Annotated in this window: 17 protein-coding genes; 15 read left to right on the top strand and 2 right to left on the bottom strand. The window is 72.5% G+C overall.

Annotated elements, in window-relative coordinates; translation table 11 throughout:
- Nucleotides 1–20 precede the first annotated feature (20 nt).
- From pafA to AB0B63_RS12065, 15 genes are all read left to right on the top strand, one after another.
- Entirely contained in the window at nucleotides 21–1,379 is a 1,359-nt protein-coding gene (gene pafA / locus AB0B63_RS12135) for a Pup--protein ligase (protein ID WP_208566148.1), read from the top strand.
- A 58-nt stretch (nucleotides 1,380–1,437) separates the two neighbouring features.
- Nucleotides 1,438–1,635, top strand: coding sequence for a hypothetical protein (locus AB0B63_RS12130; RefSeq protein ID WP_208566147.1), 198 nt, complete (start codon nucleotides 1,438–1,440; stop codon nucleotides 1,633–1,635).
- Between the two features lie 132 nt (nucleotides 1,636–1,767).
- Complete coding sequence (locus tag AB0B63_RS12125) at nucleotides 1,768–2,313, top strand: carboxymuconolactone decarboxylase family protein (RefSeq protein WP_357017407.1); 546 nt, start codon at nucleotides 1,768–1,770, stop codon at nucleotides 2,311–2,313.
- A 363-nt stretch (nucleotides 2,314–2,676) separates the two neighbouring features.
- Complete coding sequence (locus AB0B63_RS12120) at nucleotides 2,677–3,192, top strand: hypothetical protein (RefSeq protein WP_208566145.1); 516 nt, start codon at nucleotides 2,677–2,679, stop codon at nucleotides 3,190–3,192.
- Nucleotides 3,189–4,448: a ThiF family adenylyltransferase gene (locus AB0B63_RS12115; protein WP_357017404.1), complete on the top strand. Its 1,260-nt coding sequence runs from the start codon at nucleotides 3,189–3,191 to the stop codon at nucleotides 4,446–4,448. Before AB0B63_RS12120 ends, AB0B63_RS12115 begins: the two co-directional genes overlap by 4 nt.
- A gap of 1 nt (nucleotide 4,449) precedes the next feature.
- Nucleotides 4,450–5,076 (top strand): ubiquitin-conjugating enzyme E2, encoded by a 627-nt coding sequence (locus AB0B63_RS12110; protein WP_357017401.1) that lies wholly within the window; start codon nucleotides 4,450–4,452, stop codon nucleotides 5,074–5,076.
- Nucleotides 5,063–5,620, top strand: a complete 558-nt coding sequence (locus AB0B63_RS12105; protein WP_208566142.1) for a hypothetical protein — start codon at nucleotides 5,063–5,065, stop codon at nucleotides 5,618–5,620. Before AB0B63_RS12110 ends, AB0B63_RS12105 begins: the two co-directional genes overlap by 14 nt.
- Complete coding sequence (locus AB0B63_RS12100; protein WP_208566141.1) at nucleotides 5,617–5,931, top strand: hypothetical protein; 315 nt, start codon at nucleotides 5,617–5,619, stop codon at nucleotides 5,929–5,931. The genes AB0B63_RS12105 and AB0B63_RS12100 overlap by 4 nt, the downstream gene beginning before the upstream one ends.
- Nucleotides 5,931–7,580: a Mov34/MPN/PAD-1 family protein gene (locus tag AB0B63_RS12095; protein ID WP_208566140.1), complete on the top strand. Its 1,650-nt coding sequence runs from the start codon at nucleotides 5,931–5,933 to the stop codon at nucleotides 7,578–7,580. The genes AB0B63_RS12100 and AB0B63_RS12095 overlap by 1 nt, the downstream gene beginning before the upstream one ends.
- Nucleotides 7,581–7,612: 32 nt before the next feature.
- Nucleotides 7,613–10,081, top strand: coding sequence for a hypothetical protein (locus tag AB0B63_RS12090; RefSeq protein ID WP_357017395.1), 2,469 nt, complete (start codon nucleotides 7,613–7,615; stop codon nucleotides 10,079–10,081).
- A complete protein-coding gene (locus tag AB0B63_RS12085; protein ID WP_357017392.1) occupies nucleotides 10,081–11,775 on the top strand; it encodes an AAA family ATPase in 1,695 nt (564 codons plus the stop codon). The genes AB0B63_RS12090 and AB0B63_RS12085 overlap by 1 nt, the downstream gene beginning before the upstream one ends.
- Before the next feature lie 2 nt (nucleotides 11,776–11,777).
- Nucleotides 11,778–12,590 (top strand): SIR2 family protein, encoded by an 813-nt coding sequence (locus AB0B63_RS12080; protein WP_208566137.1) that lies wholly within the window; start codon nucleotides 11,778–11,780, stop codon nucleotides 12,588–12,590.
- Nucleotides 12,587–14,380: a hypothetical protein gene (locus AB0B63_RS12075; protein ID WP_357017389.1), complete on the top strand. Its 1,794-nt coding sequence runs from the start codon at nucleotides 12,587–12,589 to the stop codon at nucleotides 14,378–14,380. Before AB0B63_RS12080 ends, AB0B63_RS12075 begins: the two co-directional genes overlap by 4 nt.
- The gene (locus AB0B63_RS12070) at nucleotides 14,377–15,171 is read left to right on the top strand and encodes a hypothetical protein (protein WP_357017386.1); all 795 of its coding nucleotides are present in this window, start codon (nucleotides 14,377–14,379) and stop codon (nucleotides 15,169–15,171) included. Before AB0B63_RS12075 ends, AB0B63_RS12070 begins: the two co-directional genes overlap by 4 nt.
- 86 nt (nucleotides 15,172–15,257) lie before the next feature.
- Nucleotides 15,258–16,046, top strand: coding sequence for a hypothetical protein (locus AB0B63_RS12065; protein ID WP_208566134.1), 789 nt, complete (start codon nucleotides 15,258–15,260; stop codon nucleotides 16,044–16,046).
- 262 nt (nucleotides 16,047–16,308) lie between these two features.
- Here the strand turns inward: AB0B63_RS12065 and AB0B63_RS12060 are convergent, their stop codons facing one another.
- Nucleotides 16,309–17,406, bottom strand: coding sequence for a DUF3866 family protein (locus tag AB0B63_RS12060; RefSeq protein WP_357017383.1), 1,098 nt, complete (start codon nucleotides 17,404–17,406; stop codon nucleotides 16,309–16,311).
- 180 nt (nucleotides 17,407–17,586) lie between these two features.
- Nucleotides 17,587–18,648, bottom strand: coding sequence for a cation diffusion facilitator family transporter (locus AB0B63_RS12055; RefSeq protein ID WP_357017380.1), 1,062 nt, complete (start codon nucleotides 18,646–18,648; stop codon nucleotides 17,587–17,589).
- Nucleotides 18,649–18,692 lie beyond the last annotated feature (44 nt).

The following is an 18,692-nucleotide window of genomic DNA, read 5'->3' as shown; positions in this document are numbered from 1 at the left end:
CGGGCGGCTAGTGTCACATCATGGAGCGGCGAATCTTCGGCCTCGAGACCGAGTACGGCGTCACCTGCACCTATCGCGGGCAGCGGCGGCTGTCCCCCGACGAGGTCGCCCGGTATCTGTTTCGTCGGGTGGTGTCCTGGGGGCGGTCGAGCAACGTGTTCCTGCGCAACGGGGCCCGGCTCTACCTGGACGTCGGGTCGCACCCGGAGTACGCCACTCCGGAGTGCGACTCGGTCACCGACCTGGTCGCCCACGACCGGGCTGGTGAACGGATCCTGGAGGGCCTGCTCGTCGATGCGGAGAAGCGGCTGCACGACGAGGGCATCGCGGGTGAGATCTACCTGTTCAAGAACAACACCGACTCGGCCGGCAACTCGTACGGCTGCCACGAGAACTACCTGGTGTCCCGGCACGGTGAGTTCGGCCGGCTGGCCGACGTGCTCATCCCGTTCCTGGTCACCCGGCAGCTGATCTGCGGGGCGGGCAAGGTGTTGCAGACCCCGCGCGGGGCGGTCTACTGCCTGTCCCAGCGGGCCGAGCACATCTGGGAGGGCGTCTCCTCGGCGACCACCCGCAGCCGGCCGATCATCAACACCCGCGACGAGCCGCACGCCGACGCCGAGCGCTACCGGCGGCTGCACGTCATCGTCGGCGACTCCAACATGAACGAGGTCACCACGCTGCTCAAGGTCGGCTCGGCCGACATCGTGCTGCGGATGATCGAGGCCGGCGTGGTGATGCGTGACCTGTCGCTGGAGAACCCGATCCGGGCCATCCGGGAGGTGTCACACGACATCACCGGCCGGCGCAAGGTGCGGCTCGCCTCCGGCAAGGAGGTCAGCGCGCTGGAGATCCAGCAGGAATACCTGGCGCGGGCCACCGAGTTCGTCGAGCGCCGCGGTGGCGACCAGACCGCCAAGCGGGTGGTGGAGCTGTGGGGCCGGGTGCTCAACGCGGTGGAGGACGGCAACCTCGACCCGGTGGCCCGGGAGATCGACTGGGTGAGCAAGCTCCGGTTGATCGAGCGTTACCAGCGCAAGCACGACCTGCCGCTGTCGCACCCCCGGGTGGCGCAGATGGACCTGGCCTACCACGACCTGCGCCGGGGCCGGGGCCTGTACGGGCTGCTGGAGCGGCGCGGTCAGGTGGACCGGGTGGCCACCGACCCGGAGATCTTCGAGGCCAAGGAGACGCCGCCGCAGACCACCCGGGCCCGGCTGCGCGGCGAGTTCATCAGGCACGCCCAGGAGAAGCGGCGTGACTTCACCGTCGACTGGGTGCACCTGAAGCTCAACGACCAGGCGCAGCGCACCGTGCTCTGCAAGGACCCGTTCCGCGCGTACGACGAGCGGGTCGAACGCCTGATCGCCAGCATGTGACCCGGTGGGGTCGGCGGCCGGCAGCGACCGCCGACCCCACCGGTACGCTGGCGGGGCGATGAACACTTCCGAACCCGCCGACCGCGAGAGCGGCGACACCCAGCGGCTCAACTGGATCGATCGTCGCCGGGCGAAGATCCGCGACGAGATCGCCCGCAACCGCCGGGGCGAGTACACGGTGCCGACCTGGGTGCTGACCGTGGCGTTGGTCGTCATCGTGGTGGGTTGGCTCGCGGTGATCTTCCTGGTCGGCTGACCCCTTCCGGTCGGGCCGCCGTCGGCACCGGTCGGTCCGGTCGAGCACTCCGGAAGATGAGCGGGGGCCGCGGAGCTGGCACCCTGGTGCGACGGCAGCCCGCCGGGGCGGCCGACGAGTCAGGGGGTGCCGGTGGCGCACATCGATCTGGGTCTCGACGAGAAGGCGTTCCCGGGGATCACCGGGCCGATGCGGTACCGGCCGGAGACCGCGAAGCCGCTGAACGAGCTGGCCGAGGTGTTGTTGCGCACCCCGCACCCGACGTTGACGCCGGGTGAGCGGGAGCTGATCGCCGCCTACGTCTCGGGGCTCAACGAGTGCCGGTTCTGCTGCGCCTCCCACTCGGCGTTCGCCGCCGCCCAGCTGCCCACCGGGATGACCCTGGTCGACCAGGTGCGGGCCGACCTGGACACCGCGCCGGTCAGCGCGAAGCTGCGCACCCTGCTGCGGATCGCGGCGGCGGTGCAGGCCGGTGGCCGGCAGGTCACCAGCGAGCTGGTCGAGGCGGCCCGCGCCGAGGGCGGCACCGACCTGGAGATCCACGACACGGTGTTGATCGCCGCCGCGTTCTGCATGTTCAACCGGTACGTCGACGGCCTGGGCACCTTCGCCCCCGAGGGGGAGGGTTACGAGGAGACCGCCGCGCGGATCGTGACGCACGGCTACACGGCGGACTGACGCTGATCCGACAGTGCCCCCGCCGACCGGTCAGTCGGCGGGGGACGGGTGGTCCGGTCCGCCGGCCGAGAGCCCCCGTCCATGCCGATCCAGCAGGTCAGGGACGCCGTACCGCCGCCGGGTCGGTCGCCTTGCCGGCCCGCTGCGGCCGGCCCGGCGCCGGGAAACTGCCGTCGGGTCACCCGCCCGGGCTGTGTCGACAGTCCTCACTGGACCATCGGTCGATCCCCGCACTTGCATCCTCATAGAACACTGGGTCTCCCTACGCACACCGTGCGTGAGGTGCTCCGGGTGGCACGGATCCACCGGCCCCCGGTCACCGCCGCGCGAGTGCTGCTCCGGAACCGGTCGTGGAGGGTGCTGATGATCGAGATCCCCGCCGTCGGTCCGTACCTCGACTTCGACGACTTCACCGTGCAGCTGCCCCAACGGGGGACGCACGGCTACCTGCCGTGCGCGGGACTGCCCACCGCCGAGCTGCGGGACACCGCGGGAGACGGCGCGGGGGTCTGGCTCGCCCGGTCCCGGGCGGGCCACTCGTTGATCATCCCGGACGGGGTGGACGTCGTCCGCAACGGTCGACGGATCATCGGACTCGCCGTCCTGCACCACGGTGACCGGGTGGCCTTCGCCGGTCAGTTGGCGTGGTTCTCCGAGGTCCGTCAGCTGCGACTGCCCACCGGGCACGTGCTGGTCGGGCACCGTTGCCAGCAGTGCCACACCACCTTCACCGTCGATGCGGAGGTGGTGCTATGCCCCCTGTGCGGTGAGGGCTACTGCGAGGACTGCTGGGAGTACCTGCGTGGCGCGCGGTGCTACTCGCGCGACTGCCACATGGTGCCGGTTCCGGTGCCGGTGGGTCGGGTGGTGACCACATGACCCAGGACCGCTACTCCCGGCTGGCCGACATCGAGTGGTGGGACCAGGACGAGGTACGTGGCGCGCACGCCGTGGTCGCCGGCGCGGGTGCCCTCGGCAACGAGGTGCTGAAGAACCTCCTCCTGCTCGGCTGGGGCACGATCACCGTCGTCGACCTCGACACGGTCGAGGTCGGCAACCTCTCCCGGTCGGTGCTCTACCGACCGTCCGACGTCGGCGCCGCCAAGGTGGACGCCGTCGTACGGGCCGCCGGTGAACTCAACCCGGACTGTCAGGTCGACGTGATCGCCGACGACCTGCGCACGGGTCTCGGGGCCGGGCTGCTCCACCGCGCCGACGTGGTGCTCGGCTGCCTGGACAACGTGGCCGCCCGGGTGGCGCTCGGCCAACTCGCCGGGCAGGCCGGTGTCCTGCTGATCGACGGCGGCCTCACCACCTGGGAGGGCGCGGTGCGCCTCTACCTGCCGCCGGACGGCCCGTGCTACGTCTGCGGGCTGACCGACGAGGACCTGCGGGACCTCGCCCTGCGCCACTCCTGCCTGGCCTACCGGGTCCGTGCCGAGACGGCCCGGGGGGTGCCCACCACCCCGACCGTCGCCTCCACCGTCGGGGCGTCGATGGCGCAGCAGGCGATGCGGTGGCTCAGCCGTGACCGGCACGACATGACCGTGCCGATCGGCCACGAACTGCGCTTCGACCTCGCCTACGACCGGTTCTGGCAGGTCGGCATCCCGGTGAACCCGGACTGCCTGCTGCACCCGACCCCGGCGGTGCCGACCGGGAGCCCCGGCTCGTGGGCCACCGACCGGTGGGTCGACATCCTCGAGCGGTGGCGGACGGCGCGGGCCGACGACGAGGTGGTGCTGCGCCTGCCGCTGACGGTGTTGCGCGGCTGGAGCTGCCTCGGTTGCGGCCGGCAGGACGAGGTCCACCGGGTCCACCCGGGGGACCGCCCGGTCCGGTGCCCGACCTGCGCCGCCGAGGTGGCCCTCGACCTGGTCGACCAGATCGACGGGACGCAGTCGTGGCACCGGCTGTCGCCGCACGAGACGGGTTTCCCCCGCTGGAGCTGGGTCGAGGCGCACGGCAGCGGGGGGACCGTGGTCTTCGAACTGGCCGAACCGGTGGGCTCCGACGGAGGTCGGGGCGGCGCCGGTGGTGCGCCGCCCCGGGTGCCGCCGGACGGTGGTCCGCAGGCCCCGGCGCCTCGTGGTCCGCAGGACCCGGCGGCGCGTACCGGCAGAGGCAGGAGCTGACATGGCGATGACGCCCCGCGACCGGCGGCTGGACACCGAGTACACCGACATGCGGCAGTTGGTCAGGGCCAGCTCGATGGTGACCTTCACCGCGCACGGGCTTCCACCGACCCGGTACGACGTGGTGCTCACCTGCCGTGGCCTGGTGTTCAACCAGGAGGAGCTGGGCCTGTCGTCGCACCACGAGTTCACCCTCACCCTGGGCGGTAGCTTCCCGCTGCTGCCCCCGGAGATCGTGTGGAAGACACCGATCTTCCACCCGAACATCCGGCCGCCCCGGGTCTGCACCGGCGACATCTGGTACCCCGGCATGTCCGTGGCCGAACTCTGCGTCCAGTTGTGCGAGTTGGTCCAGTACAAGTCGTTCAACATCTACGACCCGCTGGACCGCGGGGCGGCCCGGTGGCTCGGGATCAACCTGGAGGCCGACGAACCAGTGGTGCCGATCGATCCAACACCCGTGCGTGACCTGGCCTTCGACCTCGACCTGCGACCGCGGGCGAGCCCGCCGCCGGCCGGTCCCGACCTGCCGTCGACCGGGCCGGGTCCGGCGTCGGTCGAACCCGGCCTGCCGGCGGTCGAGCCGGACTCGACCGGACGGGAGGGGGGCCCGGATGAGCAGGCCTGACGGCAAGGCCATCGCCGCCCTGTTCGCGCAGATCGGCTGGACCTGCGAGGTCGTCGACGAGAACACCGTCGTCACCGGCTACCGCTGCCCGGTGCCCGGCTACCACTACCCGCTGCTGATCGAGGTGAAGTCGACGCCGCATTGGGTCTACCTGCGCGCCCTGCTGCAACGGGAGGTCGGTCTCACCGCCCGGGGACCCGTGCTGCGGCTGGTGTCGGAGTGGAACGTCCACAGCCGACAGGCGAAGTTCCTGCTGGTGCAGGGGTGCGTGCTCATCCAGGCCGAGGTGCCGGCGGTGCAGTGGCATGCGGGGACGTTCCAGGACCTGTTGCAGACGGTGTGCCGCCTCGGCACCTACACCGGCGTGGAGATCGCCCTCATCGCCACGGACCTGACCGTCGGCGCACTGTTCGAGGCGGTCCATCGGCGGGCGGAGGAGACCTCCGCCCACACCCTGCTCGGCCAGCCGGAGCAGGATCTCGACTTCGACATCTCGGTGAACCGCATCCAGGAATGGTCCACACCGGCAGAAGGTGACGCATGACGAATCCGCCGCTCGAATCGATCCCGGTCATCCTGGCCACCACCATGTTGACCGAGAAGTGGGACGTCAGCCTCCCGCTCGACATTCCCGTGCAGGGGATCATCGCCAAGATCGTGGCGAACCCGGCCCTGCCCTTCCCCCAACAGGACCAGACGGGCAACGTGATCCCGTACCGGCTGATGTGGCAGGAACGCAACCGCTTCCTCGGGGTGTCCGAGACCCTGCGGTCGGCGCAGGTGGAGGCCGGCCACACCCTCATCATGACCCGGGAGGCGCGCGCGGGCGACCGGACGGCGGGGGCGGCGACCTGATGGACGTCTCGCCGGACTTCCGCATCGAACCCGTCCGCCGCCCGCTCGCCCAGCACAACCCGGCACCGTCGAGTGAACTGTTGCGGTCCGGCCCCGTGGTCACCCTGCACGTCGACGACACCGTACTCAGCGGCATCCGGCGGCAGTCCGCGCAGCAGGCCGGCACCGAGGTCGGCGGCATCCTGCTGGGCCGTCACTTCGTCAACGGCACCGGTTGGATCGTCACGGTCACCGACCACCTGGCGGTGCCCAGCGACAACGCCAGCGCGGTGCACTTCGAGTTCGACCAGTCGTCGATCCAGGCGATCGCCGCCCGGCTCGCCGACAGCGTCGACGAGTACATCGTCGGCTGGTACCACTCACACGTCGGCGGCAAGCCGTTCATGTCGGGGACCGACCACAAGATGCACCAGGCACACTTCAACGCGCCCTGGTACGTCTCCGCCGTGGTCGGCGCCGGCGAGTGGGGACTCCCGGTGGGCTTCTGGCGGCTCGCCGGCACCGAACTGGAGGCGCTCGACGACTACCTGGTCCGGATGACCGGCCCCGACAGCGCCGCCGAACGACACCAGCGGTTCCTGGAGGAGTGCGTCGACCGGGACGACGACGACCGGCCGAGCCGACCAGGGCCGGCCGAGTTGCTGCCCGCACTGGGCGTGGCCACGGAGTCCCGGCTGGCCACGCTGCTGACCGCGGCGGCCAGCCCCCGTCGCCGGTGGGGCACCGACGCCGGCATCGACCAGTTCCGGCTCCTGGTCGAGGTGGCGCTCACGGCCGGTGCCGACCCCGGCTGCGTCGAGGAGTTGGAGGCGGTCCAGCGGCGGCTGCGACACACCCGTGGTCGCCAGGGACGGCTACGGCTGGCCTCCACCCGGTTCAAGGAACGGATCGCCGTACACCGGGGCGAGTGCTACTCCTACACCCCGGGTGACCTGCTGATGGAGCGCTTCGACATATCCCGGCGGCTGGTCTGGCCGGTCCGGATCGAGTCGCCGCCCGTCTCGGTGCACTACGACCAGGAGGGCATGCTCTGGGTGCTGATGGCCAACCACCACGTCCTGCGGATGGAGACCTCGGCGGCCGAGGACTCGGAGCAGGGGACCCGGTTCCGGTTCCAGTTCGCCCGACTCGCGCTGCCCCCACTGGAGGGGGATCCGCTGGAGGCCGTCGGCGACCCGGAGGCGGTCTGGGTGCGTACCGCCCGGCAGTGGCACCGGCTGCCCCTCGTCCAGGAGGGCGAGCGCACGTCGCTCGGCTCCGGCACGCGGGGGGACCTGCCGTCCGCGCAGTGTCGGCTGCTGCCCCGCTGGAAGGAGTCCGGTGGGTCGACGCCGCTGCTCGGGGCCGTGCAGGACGGCCGGCTCCGGCTCTGGCGACCCGCCGAGGACGACGGGACACCGCTGGTCGACATCGCCCTCGACCCACCCTGGGACCGGTGGCCGGTGCGGGACCTGTCCCTCGGCGGCGACACCCTCTACGCCCTGTTCGACGACGACGGCGGCAACCAGATCGCCGCCTTCGACCTGCGCACGCAACGACTGACCCAGCACATCGTCAGCGTGGCCGGGCAGGAGTCGGTGGCCACCATCTGCACCGACCACCTCGGCCGGTTGCACGGTCGCATCGACCACGTCCTGTGCCGGTTCTGAGCGTGGGGACGACCGGAGGAGGTGCGGGGGAGTTGACCATCGGCCGGCGCGGAAAGGTCGGGGGCAACTGGCCGCGGCTGCTCGACGCGGGTGAGCGGGTGGTCGTGGCCCGCGAGTTCAGTGCGGCGGTCATGCTGGCCGTGGACCCTGCGGTGTTCGTACCGGCCGCCGACCCCGGTGACACCGTCCCGGCCGGATACGGGAAACTGCTGGCCCAACTGCACACCGGCCGGTGCGGCTGGTGGCTGGCGGTGATCCGGGGCTGGGCGGCACTCGGTCTGCCGGGCCTGGCCCACGCGCTGCTCACGCACACCGTTCACCTGGTCGGCACCGGCCTGCGGGCGGACTGGGCTGAGCTGTCCGAGCTGGCGGCGTTGGCCCAGGAGCCGGCACTGCGCCCGTCGGAACCGGTCCCCGTGCCGGCATCGGTGGCACCGCTGGGGGTGGAGGGCCCGGAGCCGAAGCGGGAGCGGCTCGCCGCCCTCTTCGACGGCGAGGACGACCTGCCGTACGGCGAGTCGCCGGCCACCGATCCGGAGGGTGTCGAACGGCGGCTGCTGCGCGATCTGACCGGTCCCTACCTCGCCCGGGGTGACGTCTGGTACGGCCTGGGCGAATACCGGATCATCGTCGAGCAGCTCCTGACCATCGTCGGGGACGAGAGGCTGTCCGGCTGGCTCGAGTCCGAGGTGCGCACGGAACTGGTCTGGTGCGGGCGGGCCCTGCTCCGGCTGGGTGACCCCACCACCGCGTACGCCTGCTTCTACCTGGCCAGCGCCCTCACCGACGAGGCGGCGGTGGGGCCGGGCCCGGACCCGTGGCGCCCGAACCGGGTGGATCCGGTCCTCGCGGCGGCCTGGCGCTACCGCCGGATGCTGGTCGAGGAGCACTCCCGGCTCGGCTCCGACCGGGAGCTGCACCGGGCCTTCGCCCACGGTCTGCGCATCGGCGACTGGATGATGCAGCGGGGTCTGGAGGCCCGGCTACCCGAACTCGTGTCACTGCTCGACGGCCGGGTGTTGCGTCACCGGTTGCCCGTGGCGGCCCGCCAGTTGCGGACGGTCGGTCGGCGCAGCGGGTGGTTCCTGCCGGCCCTGCTCGCCGACGCCGAACTGCTGCGGGAGGTGCCACCGCCCGTCGTTCCGGCGTCGGCACCGACCCGGGTGGCCGTGCCCCCGGCCAGCGGGGACCCGTTCCGCCGACCGGCCCGGTTGACCGGCTACCCGGACGCCCCGCCCGGGGTGCCGCTGCGGGTCGGCCTGGCCGACCGGGGCGGCGTCGCCAGCCTGCGGATCGGCCCGGGCGTCCGCTGCCGGCTGATCGGCACCCCGGTGACCGAAGCCCGGATCGGCGCGTGGGGGGACACGCTGTCCCGGCAGGGCTGGCCGGTGGTGTGGATCCGGGAGACGCCGGTCGGTACGGTCCCCCCGGGCTGGCACCGGCTGCGACCCCAGCTCGACGGCCAGGGGCAGGCGGGTTGGTGGCTGGAGGAACTGGACCGGGCCCCGGCGCTGCGCGACCTGCTGGCGCAGTGTCTGCTGGCCCGGTTGCCGCACTGTGCGGACCCGGCCGCCGACGCGGTGGTCAGGGCCATCGTCTACGCCGTCGGCCTGCTTACCAGGCGCGCCTACGCCAGTGACGACGCCGACGCGTCCCGCACGCACGCCGTGGCGATGGTCTTCGAGCGCGCCGGGCTGACGTTCCACCACACCGGTGACCTGCGCCGCGCCGCCCTCCTGCTCGACCGGGCCCTGGGCGTCGTCAGCGTCCTGCGGCGGGCCGTGGCGATGACGTTCCAACGGCCGGACTTCTCCGTCGAGCCGCTCGGCTCGGCCGGCCGGGTCCTGGTCGACCTGCCCACGGACGCCGTCGAAGCCCCCGTGGCAGCGACGTTGCTGCTGGGTTCGATCGTCGACACCGTCGGGGCGATCGGGTCGGTGCCGAAGGCCACCGGTGACCGGGACTGGTCCGACTTCGAGTTGGACGTGGTGCCCCGCCCGGACGAGGCCCGGCTGGAGGAGTTGGCGGCGCTGGTCAGCTCCGCCCGCGAACCCGACCCGCCGCCGGAGCGGTCCGCCCCGGCGGCCGGCGGCACGCCCCCCGACGACGACAATCCCTGGATCCGTACCGGCGTCGTGCCACCCACCGGGGTGACCGGGCCGGTGTGCGTGCTGTTCACCGGTGGCCCGGGGCCGGTGCTGGACCAGCTCCAGCGGCTGTTCGCCACGGCGGAGTTCGCCCCGCACGTCCTGGTGGCCGCGACGGCGGACACCGACCCGCGGGCGATCGGCGACTGCACCGGCTACACCGAGTTGTTCGCCGGTGGACTGACGCCGGCGGCGTACGGGGCGCTGGCGGTCGCCGCCGGTGTCACCGTCGCGGACGCACTGGTCGACGGCATCGGCGCGCACGGCGGCATCCGGGTGACCGCCGGTCGGGGACGGTCCCACGTCTCCCGCTGTGTCGTGTGGCCGGTCAACGGGACGCAGGGAGGTGGCTGATGGAGCCCGAGAAGGTCTGGACGTCGGCTTACCACGAGGGTGTCGACGCACTGGGCCGGGACGACCTCCGGTCGGCCCGGGAACACTTCGCCAAGGCGATCGAGTTGGGCGCGGACCAGTGGGAGCCGTACTACGGCCGGGCCTGGACCCTGCTGCGGGACGGGGACGGGCAGCCCGACCCGGCGGACCTCGCGGTGGCCGAGGCGGACCTGGCCCGTGCCCTCGACGAGTTCGGCGCCGGCTCGGACGCCGCCGCGCTGCTGGGTCACCTGCATCACCTGCGCGGCGAGCACGAGCGGGCGGTCGGTTCGCTGCTGCGTGCCATCGGGCGCAGCACCCACCAGGAACTGGTGGCGAACAGTCTGACCGACGCGTTGTCACGGCTGCTGGCCGGGTTCGAGCAGCAACCGACGGTCGAGGCGGTGGCGGCGTGCGACCGGCTCGCCGGGCTCCTCGACGCCGCGCCGCTGCCCGGCGGGCTGGGCCGGTACCTGTCCGCCGAGGTGCTGGCCACCCGCGCGTACGTGCACCAGGAGCTGGGCCGGCCGGAGCAGTGCGCGACGGACCTGCGTCGGGTCCGGGCCCTGCAGCCGCGGCACCCCCGGCTGCCCGCGGAGGTGGACGCCGCCGAGCCGGGGTCGGGGTCCCGACCGGTGACCGGCTCGACCGAACCGACGTTCGCGCAGGTCGGAGGCGCGGACGAGGCGGGTACGTTCACCGGGCGGCTACGTCAGCGGATCTTCGAGACCTACTTCGGGGACCTCGACAGCGAGGGCCTCGCCGACCGGCTGGCCCGCTACCACCAGTCACCCAGCAGGTCCATCCTGTTGTTCGGACCGTCGGGATGCGGCAAGACCTTCCTCATCCGGGCGTTCAGCGGCGAGTACCGGCGTCGACACGGCCGGCCACTGCCGATCTTCCGGATGCGTCTCAACGACGTGTTGAACCGTTACGTCGGTGACGACGAGAAGCGGGTGTCGGAGATCTTCGACCAGGCGATCGACGCCCAACCGGCGATCCTGTTCGGAGACGAGATCGACTCGATCGGCATGTCCCGGGAGGGCGGTCAGGACTGGCGGGTGCAGCTCACCTCGCACCTGCTCCAGGAGATCGACCGGCTACGTGAGTCACAGGCCGCGGTGATCTTCTTCGGCTGCACGAACCGGCTCTGGGCGATGGACCTGGCACTGCTGCGCCGCTTCGACGAGATGATCCCCGTCGAGCTGCCCGACGAGCAGGTCCGGGCGAAGATCTTCCAGGTGCACCTCGACCAGCTCGACGCCGGGGTGCGTGCCGACGACATCGACGTCGTCGAGTTGGCCCGCAGGTCGCACGGGCTGGCGCCGGGTGACATCCAGAAGGTCGTCTCGGACACCGTCATGGGGGTCATCTCGTCCACCGGCCCGCAGGGGCCGACCGGGCAGCTGACCCGGCAGCAGCTGCTGACCGCGCTGGAGACGTACCAGCAGCCGATGCACATCCGCGACTGGGTGCGGCAGTCGGTCTCCGCGCTGCGGGAGTTGGGCCACGACGACATGGCGCGCGACGTCGAGCGCACCTACGGCCACTACGTCCAGGGCGGCGTCGCCTCCCTGCTGCCCGGCACCGGCCCGGCCTGGCATCCCGTCTCCGAGCAGGCGTGGTCGGAGGAACCGGTGGTGGACCTGACCCTGCTCCGACACCTACGGAGGTAGCGATGACCGCGCAGGACAGTGTGCGGGAACTGGTCCGGCATCTGCGGCAGTTCCGGGATGACCAGGCGTCGGCGGAGAAGCCCTTCTTCTGGCTCGGCGCCGGCTGCTCGGTGCACGACGGGGTGCCGCTCAACGCGGAGCTGCTCGCCGCCGTGCTGGGCGACGACGTCGACACGTGGGGCAGCCCCCAGTACCGGTTCGACCTGTTCTGTGACGGGCTCGGGCCGGGGGTGGCGCGGGCCGGCCTGTTCCGGCGGTACCTGGAGCGTCCGCTCACCCCGGACTCGCCGTACCGCCAACTGGTCGGGCTGCTCACCCGCGGGTACGCGGACATGGTGGTGACCGTCAACATCGACGATCTTCTGGAGCAGGCGCTCGCCGCCGCCGGGCTGCGCGAACACCACGACTACCGGGTGATCGACGTGCCGCAGTACCGGCCCGAGGCGGCGGTGCTCCAGATCACCGCACCGGGTAGCCCCCGGATCCGGATCATCAAGCTGCACGGCGGGCTGGACCTCGGGCTGAACCTGATGACCAGCCGCGAGATCATCCGGTACGAGGAGCGCATCGAGCAGCTCGTCCGGGACGTCACCAGTCGACCGGCGGTGGTCTGCGGGTACTCCTTCTTCCACCTCAACGTGTTGCAGGCGTTCAGCCGGGACCGTTCCCCCCTCTACTACGCCAACATCGCCTTCCCCGACGCCCCGATGGTGCTGTCGCTGATGGCCCAGCGCAACTACAGCCCGAGGTTCATCGACGGGAAGCTGGGCAGCTTCGCCGGCCTGATGCGGGCCGTCACGGAGCAGTTGACGTGAAGAGGTCCGAGCTGCAGGTGGCCGACCTGGCCCAACGGATGCGGGCGAACCGGGAGAGCAAGGTGTCCTCGGCCCTGGTGATCGGTCTGGACGGTGGGGCGGCGCTGCTCAACCACGCCCGACCGACCCGGTTCGTCGACGCGCTGCGCGGGGACCGGGCGCCGACCAAGAATGACGACCAGAAGATCGGCGACTTCTGGGCTTTCCGCTCCTCGTCGCTGGCCCGGGACGACTTCCTGAAGCGGTACACCACACCGACCGACGCGGCGGACGGCGACCTGACGGCGATCGCCAACCTGGCCGAGCTGATGAACCAGGGCTACTTCAACGCGGTCATGGTGACCGACCCGGCCCGGTATCTCTATGAACACCTCTGTCGACACATGATCGCCGCCGGCTCCATCGTGCCGCGCCACATCGAGGCGGTGGGGCACAAGCCGAGCATGTTCGATCTCCGCCGGCAGGGCAGCGAACGGGCCCGCCCGGTGCTGGTCGACGCGGCGGAGATGCTGATCGCCGGGCTGGAACCGACCCGGCTCGACGAGCACGGCACCCAACTCCGGGACATGCGTGCCGCGCTGGTGGAGTTCCTCGACGACTTCGACGTCGTCTACGGGTGGGGCTGGTGCCGGCTCAACGTCCCGCTCAGCACCCTCTACCGCAAGCTCACGCCGCTGTACCTGCTGGGCCGGTACAGCCTCAAACACTCCTGGGTGGAGGCCGACTTCCACCTGGTGGTCGGTGACGAGAGCGAGGACGACGAGGACGCGACGACCGACATCCTGAACCAGTTGGCGGAGAGCCTCGGCCTGTCCGGGGGCGCCTCGTCCGCCGCTGTGCCGCCGACCACGTCGCCGTCGGCCGGCTGGACGGTGCTGCGGCCCGCGGCGACCCCTCCGTTGCTCACCGTCGACCAACTGGCCGGGCTGCGGGAGTCGGCGTTCGCCGGGCCGGTCACCCTGATCGGCATCGACGGTGAACGTACCCGCCGACGGACGGCGGAGTGGCTGCTCGCGGGGCTCGACGAGGGTCTGTCCTCCGCCGGCCTGCGCGGCGGGGCGGACCTGACCGCGATCGGCCGGTGGCTCGGCCTGCGGGCCCGGGGCGCGGACACCGTCGTCGTCGGTGAACTGTGTGACCTGTCCTCCCCGGACCCCGGTTTCTGGGTCCGACTGACGGCGGTCATCGAATGGTGGCGAGAATCGGTCGATCCGAACGGCTCGCACATCGTCCTGTTCTGTCCGCTGGCGGTGACCGACTGGGCGCGGGCGAACTACGGCCGCGGCGACACGGTCCGGGTGGAGGCCCTGCCGGAGCAGATGTTCGTCACGGTCGACGCGGTCGTCGAGTGGATCACGCGGGAGCTGGGTCCGCTGCTGGCCTGGCTCGACGAGGACTGCGTGGCCCGACTGGGCGGGGCGATCATGCAGGTCGACGCCCTGCCGGAGTCCGATCCGGACTGGTTGCACGACGCGCTCGACATCTGGCGGCAGGAGGTGGGCCTGACCATCTCCCGGGTGGCCGCCGCCGGTAGGGCGCCTGCGGACGGTGCACCGGACGCCGACGTGCCGGCGGACGGGTCGACGGGCGGCTTGTCCGTGGAGGAACTCGGCCGTCTCTGGTCGGAGGTGGTACGCCGGCTGGCGGACGCGACGGAGGCGATCCAACCGGTGTTCACCGTGGACCCGGTACCCCGGCACGACGCGGCGACGACGCCCGACCCGCAGGACGGCGCACCGGACTTCCAGATCGACCCACGGCCGCACCCGCCGGACGGAGCGGACCGGTGACGGGACCCCCCGGCGACCAACTGCCCCTGCTCCGGGCGCATCCCCTGCAGGTTCCGCCGGCACGGGCGCTCGACGCGCTCAGGATGACGGTCAACCTGAAGGACGTCGACGTGTCCCTGAACCTGCCCGACGGGCCGCTCACCTCAGCGATGATCAAGGTGGAGGTGCCGGACCTCGACCCGGTCGAGATCTCCTACTCGGTGCAGGCCGGTTTCACCGAGGAACTGGCCCGGATCAGCAAGCAGTACGCGGGTCCCACCTCGCTGGTCGACCCCACCTCGCTGATCGGTCCGGACGAGTCCGCGGCGAGCGACCCGACGTCGGACACCGGGTCCGCCCCGTTCGACACCGAGTCGGACGACAAGCGCCTGCAGGACATCATCACCGGGCTGTTGCGCTGGCAGCAGGCGTTGGAGGTGGCCGGCGCCCTCAGCGAGTCGGCGGACCTGCAGAGCCTCGGCAAGGCGCACCACGCCCTGGTGGAGAGCCTGCGCGTCAAGTACGTCGACCGGATGGGCAAGCTCCGGACCGAACTGCTCAACCAGCGCGACGCCGTGCCGATCCTGCGCAAGTGGTTGCAGTCGGGCAACGACGCCCTGATCAACCTGGCGATCCGGGTGGCCGGGGAGCCGGCGCTGCGTACGGCGGTGCAGGACGACCTCGCCCGGATCGCCGGGGACGAGGGGATGTCGCCGCAGACCCGTCGACGGGCCCGGGCGTATCTGCGCCGGTGGCGTCGACGGGAGATCGCCGGGACACGCCCCGGGGGAGCCGCCGAGTCGCCGGACTGACCCGGCCGGTGAGCAGCCCAGCCACCCGGCGGAGGCGACCGGCCCCGACGCGGTGCCATCGACGACCGAGACGACAGGAGGGGCGGATGGCCGGGACGGTGCGCAGGATCGGACACGACGTCCGGCGGGGACGCAATCTGGAGGCGTACGCGGTGACCCTGGTCGCCGCGGCGCTCGCCGTCGTCTCCGCCTTCGGTGACCTGGTGCCGGTGGAGGTGCTGTGGAGCGTCCTGCTCGCCGGCATCGCGCTGCTGGTGTACCGGATCACCGTCCCCGACGAGCGGGCGGGCACGTTGGACGCCTTCCTCGACGACCGGGTGGCGTTCGACGCCCGACCGTTCCCGGACCGGCTGCGTACCGCCCAGGAGGTGTGGGTCTATGCGCCGTCGGCGGTCAACATCCTGTCGCCGGCCCACTGCGACGCACTGCGCACGTCGGTGCTCGCCCGGCCCGGTGGGGTCGTCCGGGTGGTGCTGCTGGATCCGGCGTCACCGGCGGTGGAGCAGGCCGTACGGCAGCTCGACGACGCGGTCGACTTCGCGTTGCAGCGGCTCCGGCCGTCCATCACCACCACCCGTGGCCGGTTGGCCGCGATGGCCGGTTGGCCGGTCCCCGGCGTCGTCGAGCATCGGGTGCTCGACTTCAACCCCGGGTTCAGCCTGGTGGCGATCGACCCGCAGAGCCGGCACGGCCGGGTGATCGTGGAGCTGCACGGTTTCCACAACGAGTCCACCTCGGGCCGGATGCACCTGGAGTTCCACCGGCGCGACAGCGACCGCTGGTACGCCTACTGGATCGACCAGTTCCGCCACATCTGGGCGGCGGCCCGACCGGTCGACGCCGACGGCCGGCCGGGGGACCAGCCGGGCGACTGAACGGGGCCCGGGCACGACGCCCACCGCCTGTCCGGGCACCGGACCCGCGCCGCCCGCCCTCCCGGATCCGCCGCCGACTCCAGCCGACCGGGGTCGCCGTGCCGGGTCGGTGGGGCCGCGTCGACCGGGGTGCCGCCGCGTCGACCGGGGTGCCGCCGCGTCGACCGGGGTGACGCCGCACCGGCCGGGGTGCCGCCACGTCGACCGGGGTGACGCCGCACCGGCCGGGGTTGCGGGCGGGCGGGTCAGCGCGCCGGACGGGTCAGCTGGCCGGCGTGTCGGCCAGCGCGGCGGCGTGCCGGCCGGCGGCGGCCGCCGCCAGGAAGTAGGCGTGGTCGGCGTCCAGCCCACGACCCATCGTGGACAGCCGCACCGGCAGGGCGCGCAGCGCGGCGTCCAGACCGTCGGTGTCGACCCGGACCACCCGGTGCCGGTCGGCCAGCGGGGCCAACGCGGCATCCACCCGGGCCGCCAGCTCCACCGGCAGGCCGTCCGGCACCACCAGCTCCGCCGGGGCCAGCGCCACCCGGCCGTATGCGGTGAGGCTGTGGTGCGACACCCCCTGGTGCCGGGGGCGGGCGTCGGCGTCGGAGATCCGCAGCGAACCGACCGGCCGACCGCCCAGCACGGCCACCGCGTTGACCGCCTCGCCGACGGCGACGCCGGAGAACCCCCACCGGGTGCCGGTGCCCAGGTTGCCGGGCCCCTGCGCGACGATCGCCACGTCGGCGCGGAGCACGTGCCGGGCGGCCAGCAGGCCGGTGTGCAGGGTGGCCGCCTCCAGGTCCCCGCCGAACGCCTGCCCGACGCTGACCGTGCCGACGAGCACGTCGCGCAGCCCGTCGAGGGTGCGGGAGAACCAGGCCGGCAGGGCGCCACCGTCGGTGAGCAGGTAGGCCACCCGGGCCTGCGGGGCGTCGGCGTGGATGCCGGCGAGGATGGCCGGCAGGGCGGAGTGCAGGTCGGCCGTGACCACCGGCATCCCGTCCAGGCTGTCGACGGTGGCGAGCAGCGTGTGGTGCGGCGACGCCTCCTCGTCGACCCCCAGCATGATCGGCTGCAACGGGGTGTACCGGGCCTTGACCAGGTGACCGGCGTCGCGGGTGTCCCCGGCCTGCGGCGGGTCGGCGGGCAGCCGGTCGGGCAGGGCGACCACCAGGGCGTACCCGCCGGTGCCGAGGCCCATCAGCAGCGCACCGGCGTTGAGCAGCACCCGGTCGCCGGGGACCGGGTCACCGACCAGCTCCGGGTAGGCCAGCGCACGCAGGGTGGTCCCGTCGGGCAGGGCGACGTCGAGTTCCACCGCACCGGCCCACCGCCGTCGTACCGCCGTGACCGTCCCGGACCGCCATCGCACCATGCCCGGCACGGTATCGCCGGCCGGCCGGGTGACCGCGTGCGGGTCCGCCGCCGCCCGGTCCGGCCCGCCCGCGGTGCAGGTCGGCCCGGACCCACCTCGGCCCGCCGGCAGGCCCAGTCCCGCCGGTCACGCCGGTCGCCCCGGTCGGGCCGGTCACGGCGGTTACGGCGGTCGGGCCGGTTACGCCGGTCGGTCGGGCCGCCCGGGGGCGTCGCCGGCGTCGGTCGCCGGGTCGGGTCCGCCCCGGGTGACCCGGGCGTCGGTCACCGGGCCCTGCTCGTCCTGGGTACGCCGGGCGCGGCGACCGGCGACGCCGGGCAGCGACCGGGTGGGGTCGAGGAAGACGTACCCGATCTCCGGATAGCGGGCGGTGAGCCGTCGCTCGGCCTCGTCGGCGTCGGCCTCGATGTCGCCCCCGGTCGCCTCGTCCCGGAAGTCGACCTTGGCGGCCACCAGGATGTCCGCCGGGCCGAGCTGCATGGTCAGCAGGGTGTCGATCCGGTCCACCGTCGGCAGGCCGGCCAGCTCCCGTTCGATCTCCCGGTGCAGCCGTTCGGGCACCGCCCGACCGACCAGCAGCGAGAGGTTGCTGCGGGCGAGGACGGTGGCGACGACGAGTAGCAGCAGGCCGATCAGGATCGAGGCGAGACCGTCCCACAGCTCGTCACCGGTCCACTCGGACAGGCCCACCCCGACGCCCGCGATGAGCAGCCCGACCAGGGCGGCGCTGTCCTCCAGGAACACCGCCTTGACGGTGGTGTCGGCGGTCAGCCGCAGGAACCGGCGGGGGGTGGTCCGCCACCGGCGGGACTCGCTGCGCACCTGGCGTACCGCGCGGGTCAGCGACACCGACTCGATGACGAAGGAGACCGCCAGCACCACGTACGAGATCAGGTAGTCGCCGCTGTGTTCGTGGACCAGGATGGTCGTCACGCCGTGGGTGATGGCGAAGCCGGCCCCCGCGACGAAGGTGAACAACGCGGCGAGGAACGCCCAGACGTAGCTCTCCTTGCCGTACCCGAACGGGTGCCGGACGTCGGCGGGCCGGGCGCCCCGGCGCAACGCCAGGTAGAGCAGCACCTCGGTGGTGGTGTCGGCGAGCGAGTGGGCGGCCTCGGAGAGCATCGCCGCCGAGCCGGAGACGACCCCGGCGACCAGTTTCGCCACCGCGATGGCGAGGTTGGCCACCCCCGCCACCACGACCGTGCCGACGCTCTCGGTCTTGACTTCACCTTCCGACATGCGGTCACCGTAAGTCTGTTGTCCCGGCTCCGCCCGGAGAGCCG

Origin of the sequence: Micromonospora sp. NPDC049081, from assembly GCF_040648835.1 — a bacterium.
GTDB classification, from domain to species: Bacteria; Actinomycetota; Actinomycetes; order Mycobacteriales; family Micromonosporaceae; genus Micromonospora; species Micromonospora antibiotica.
This window is presented reverse-complemented; position numbering and strand designations above follow the sequence as displayed.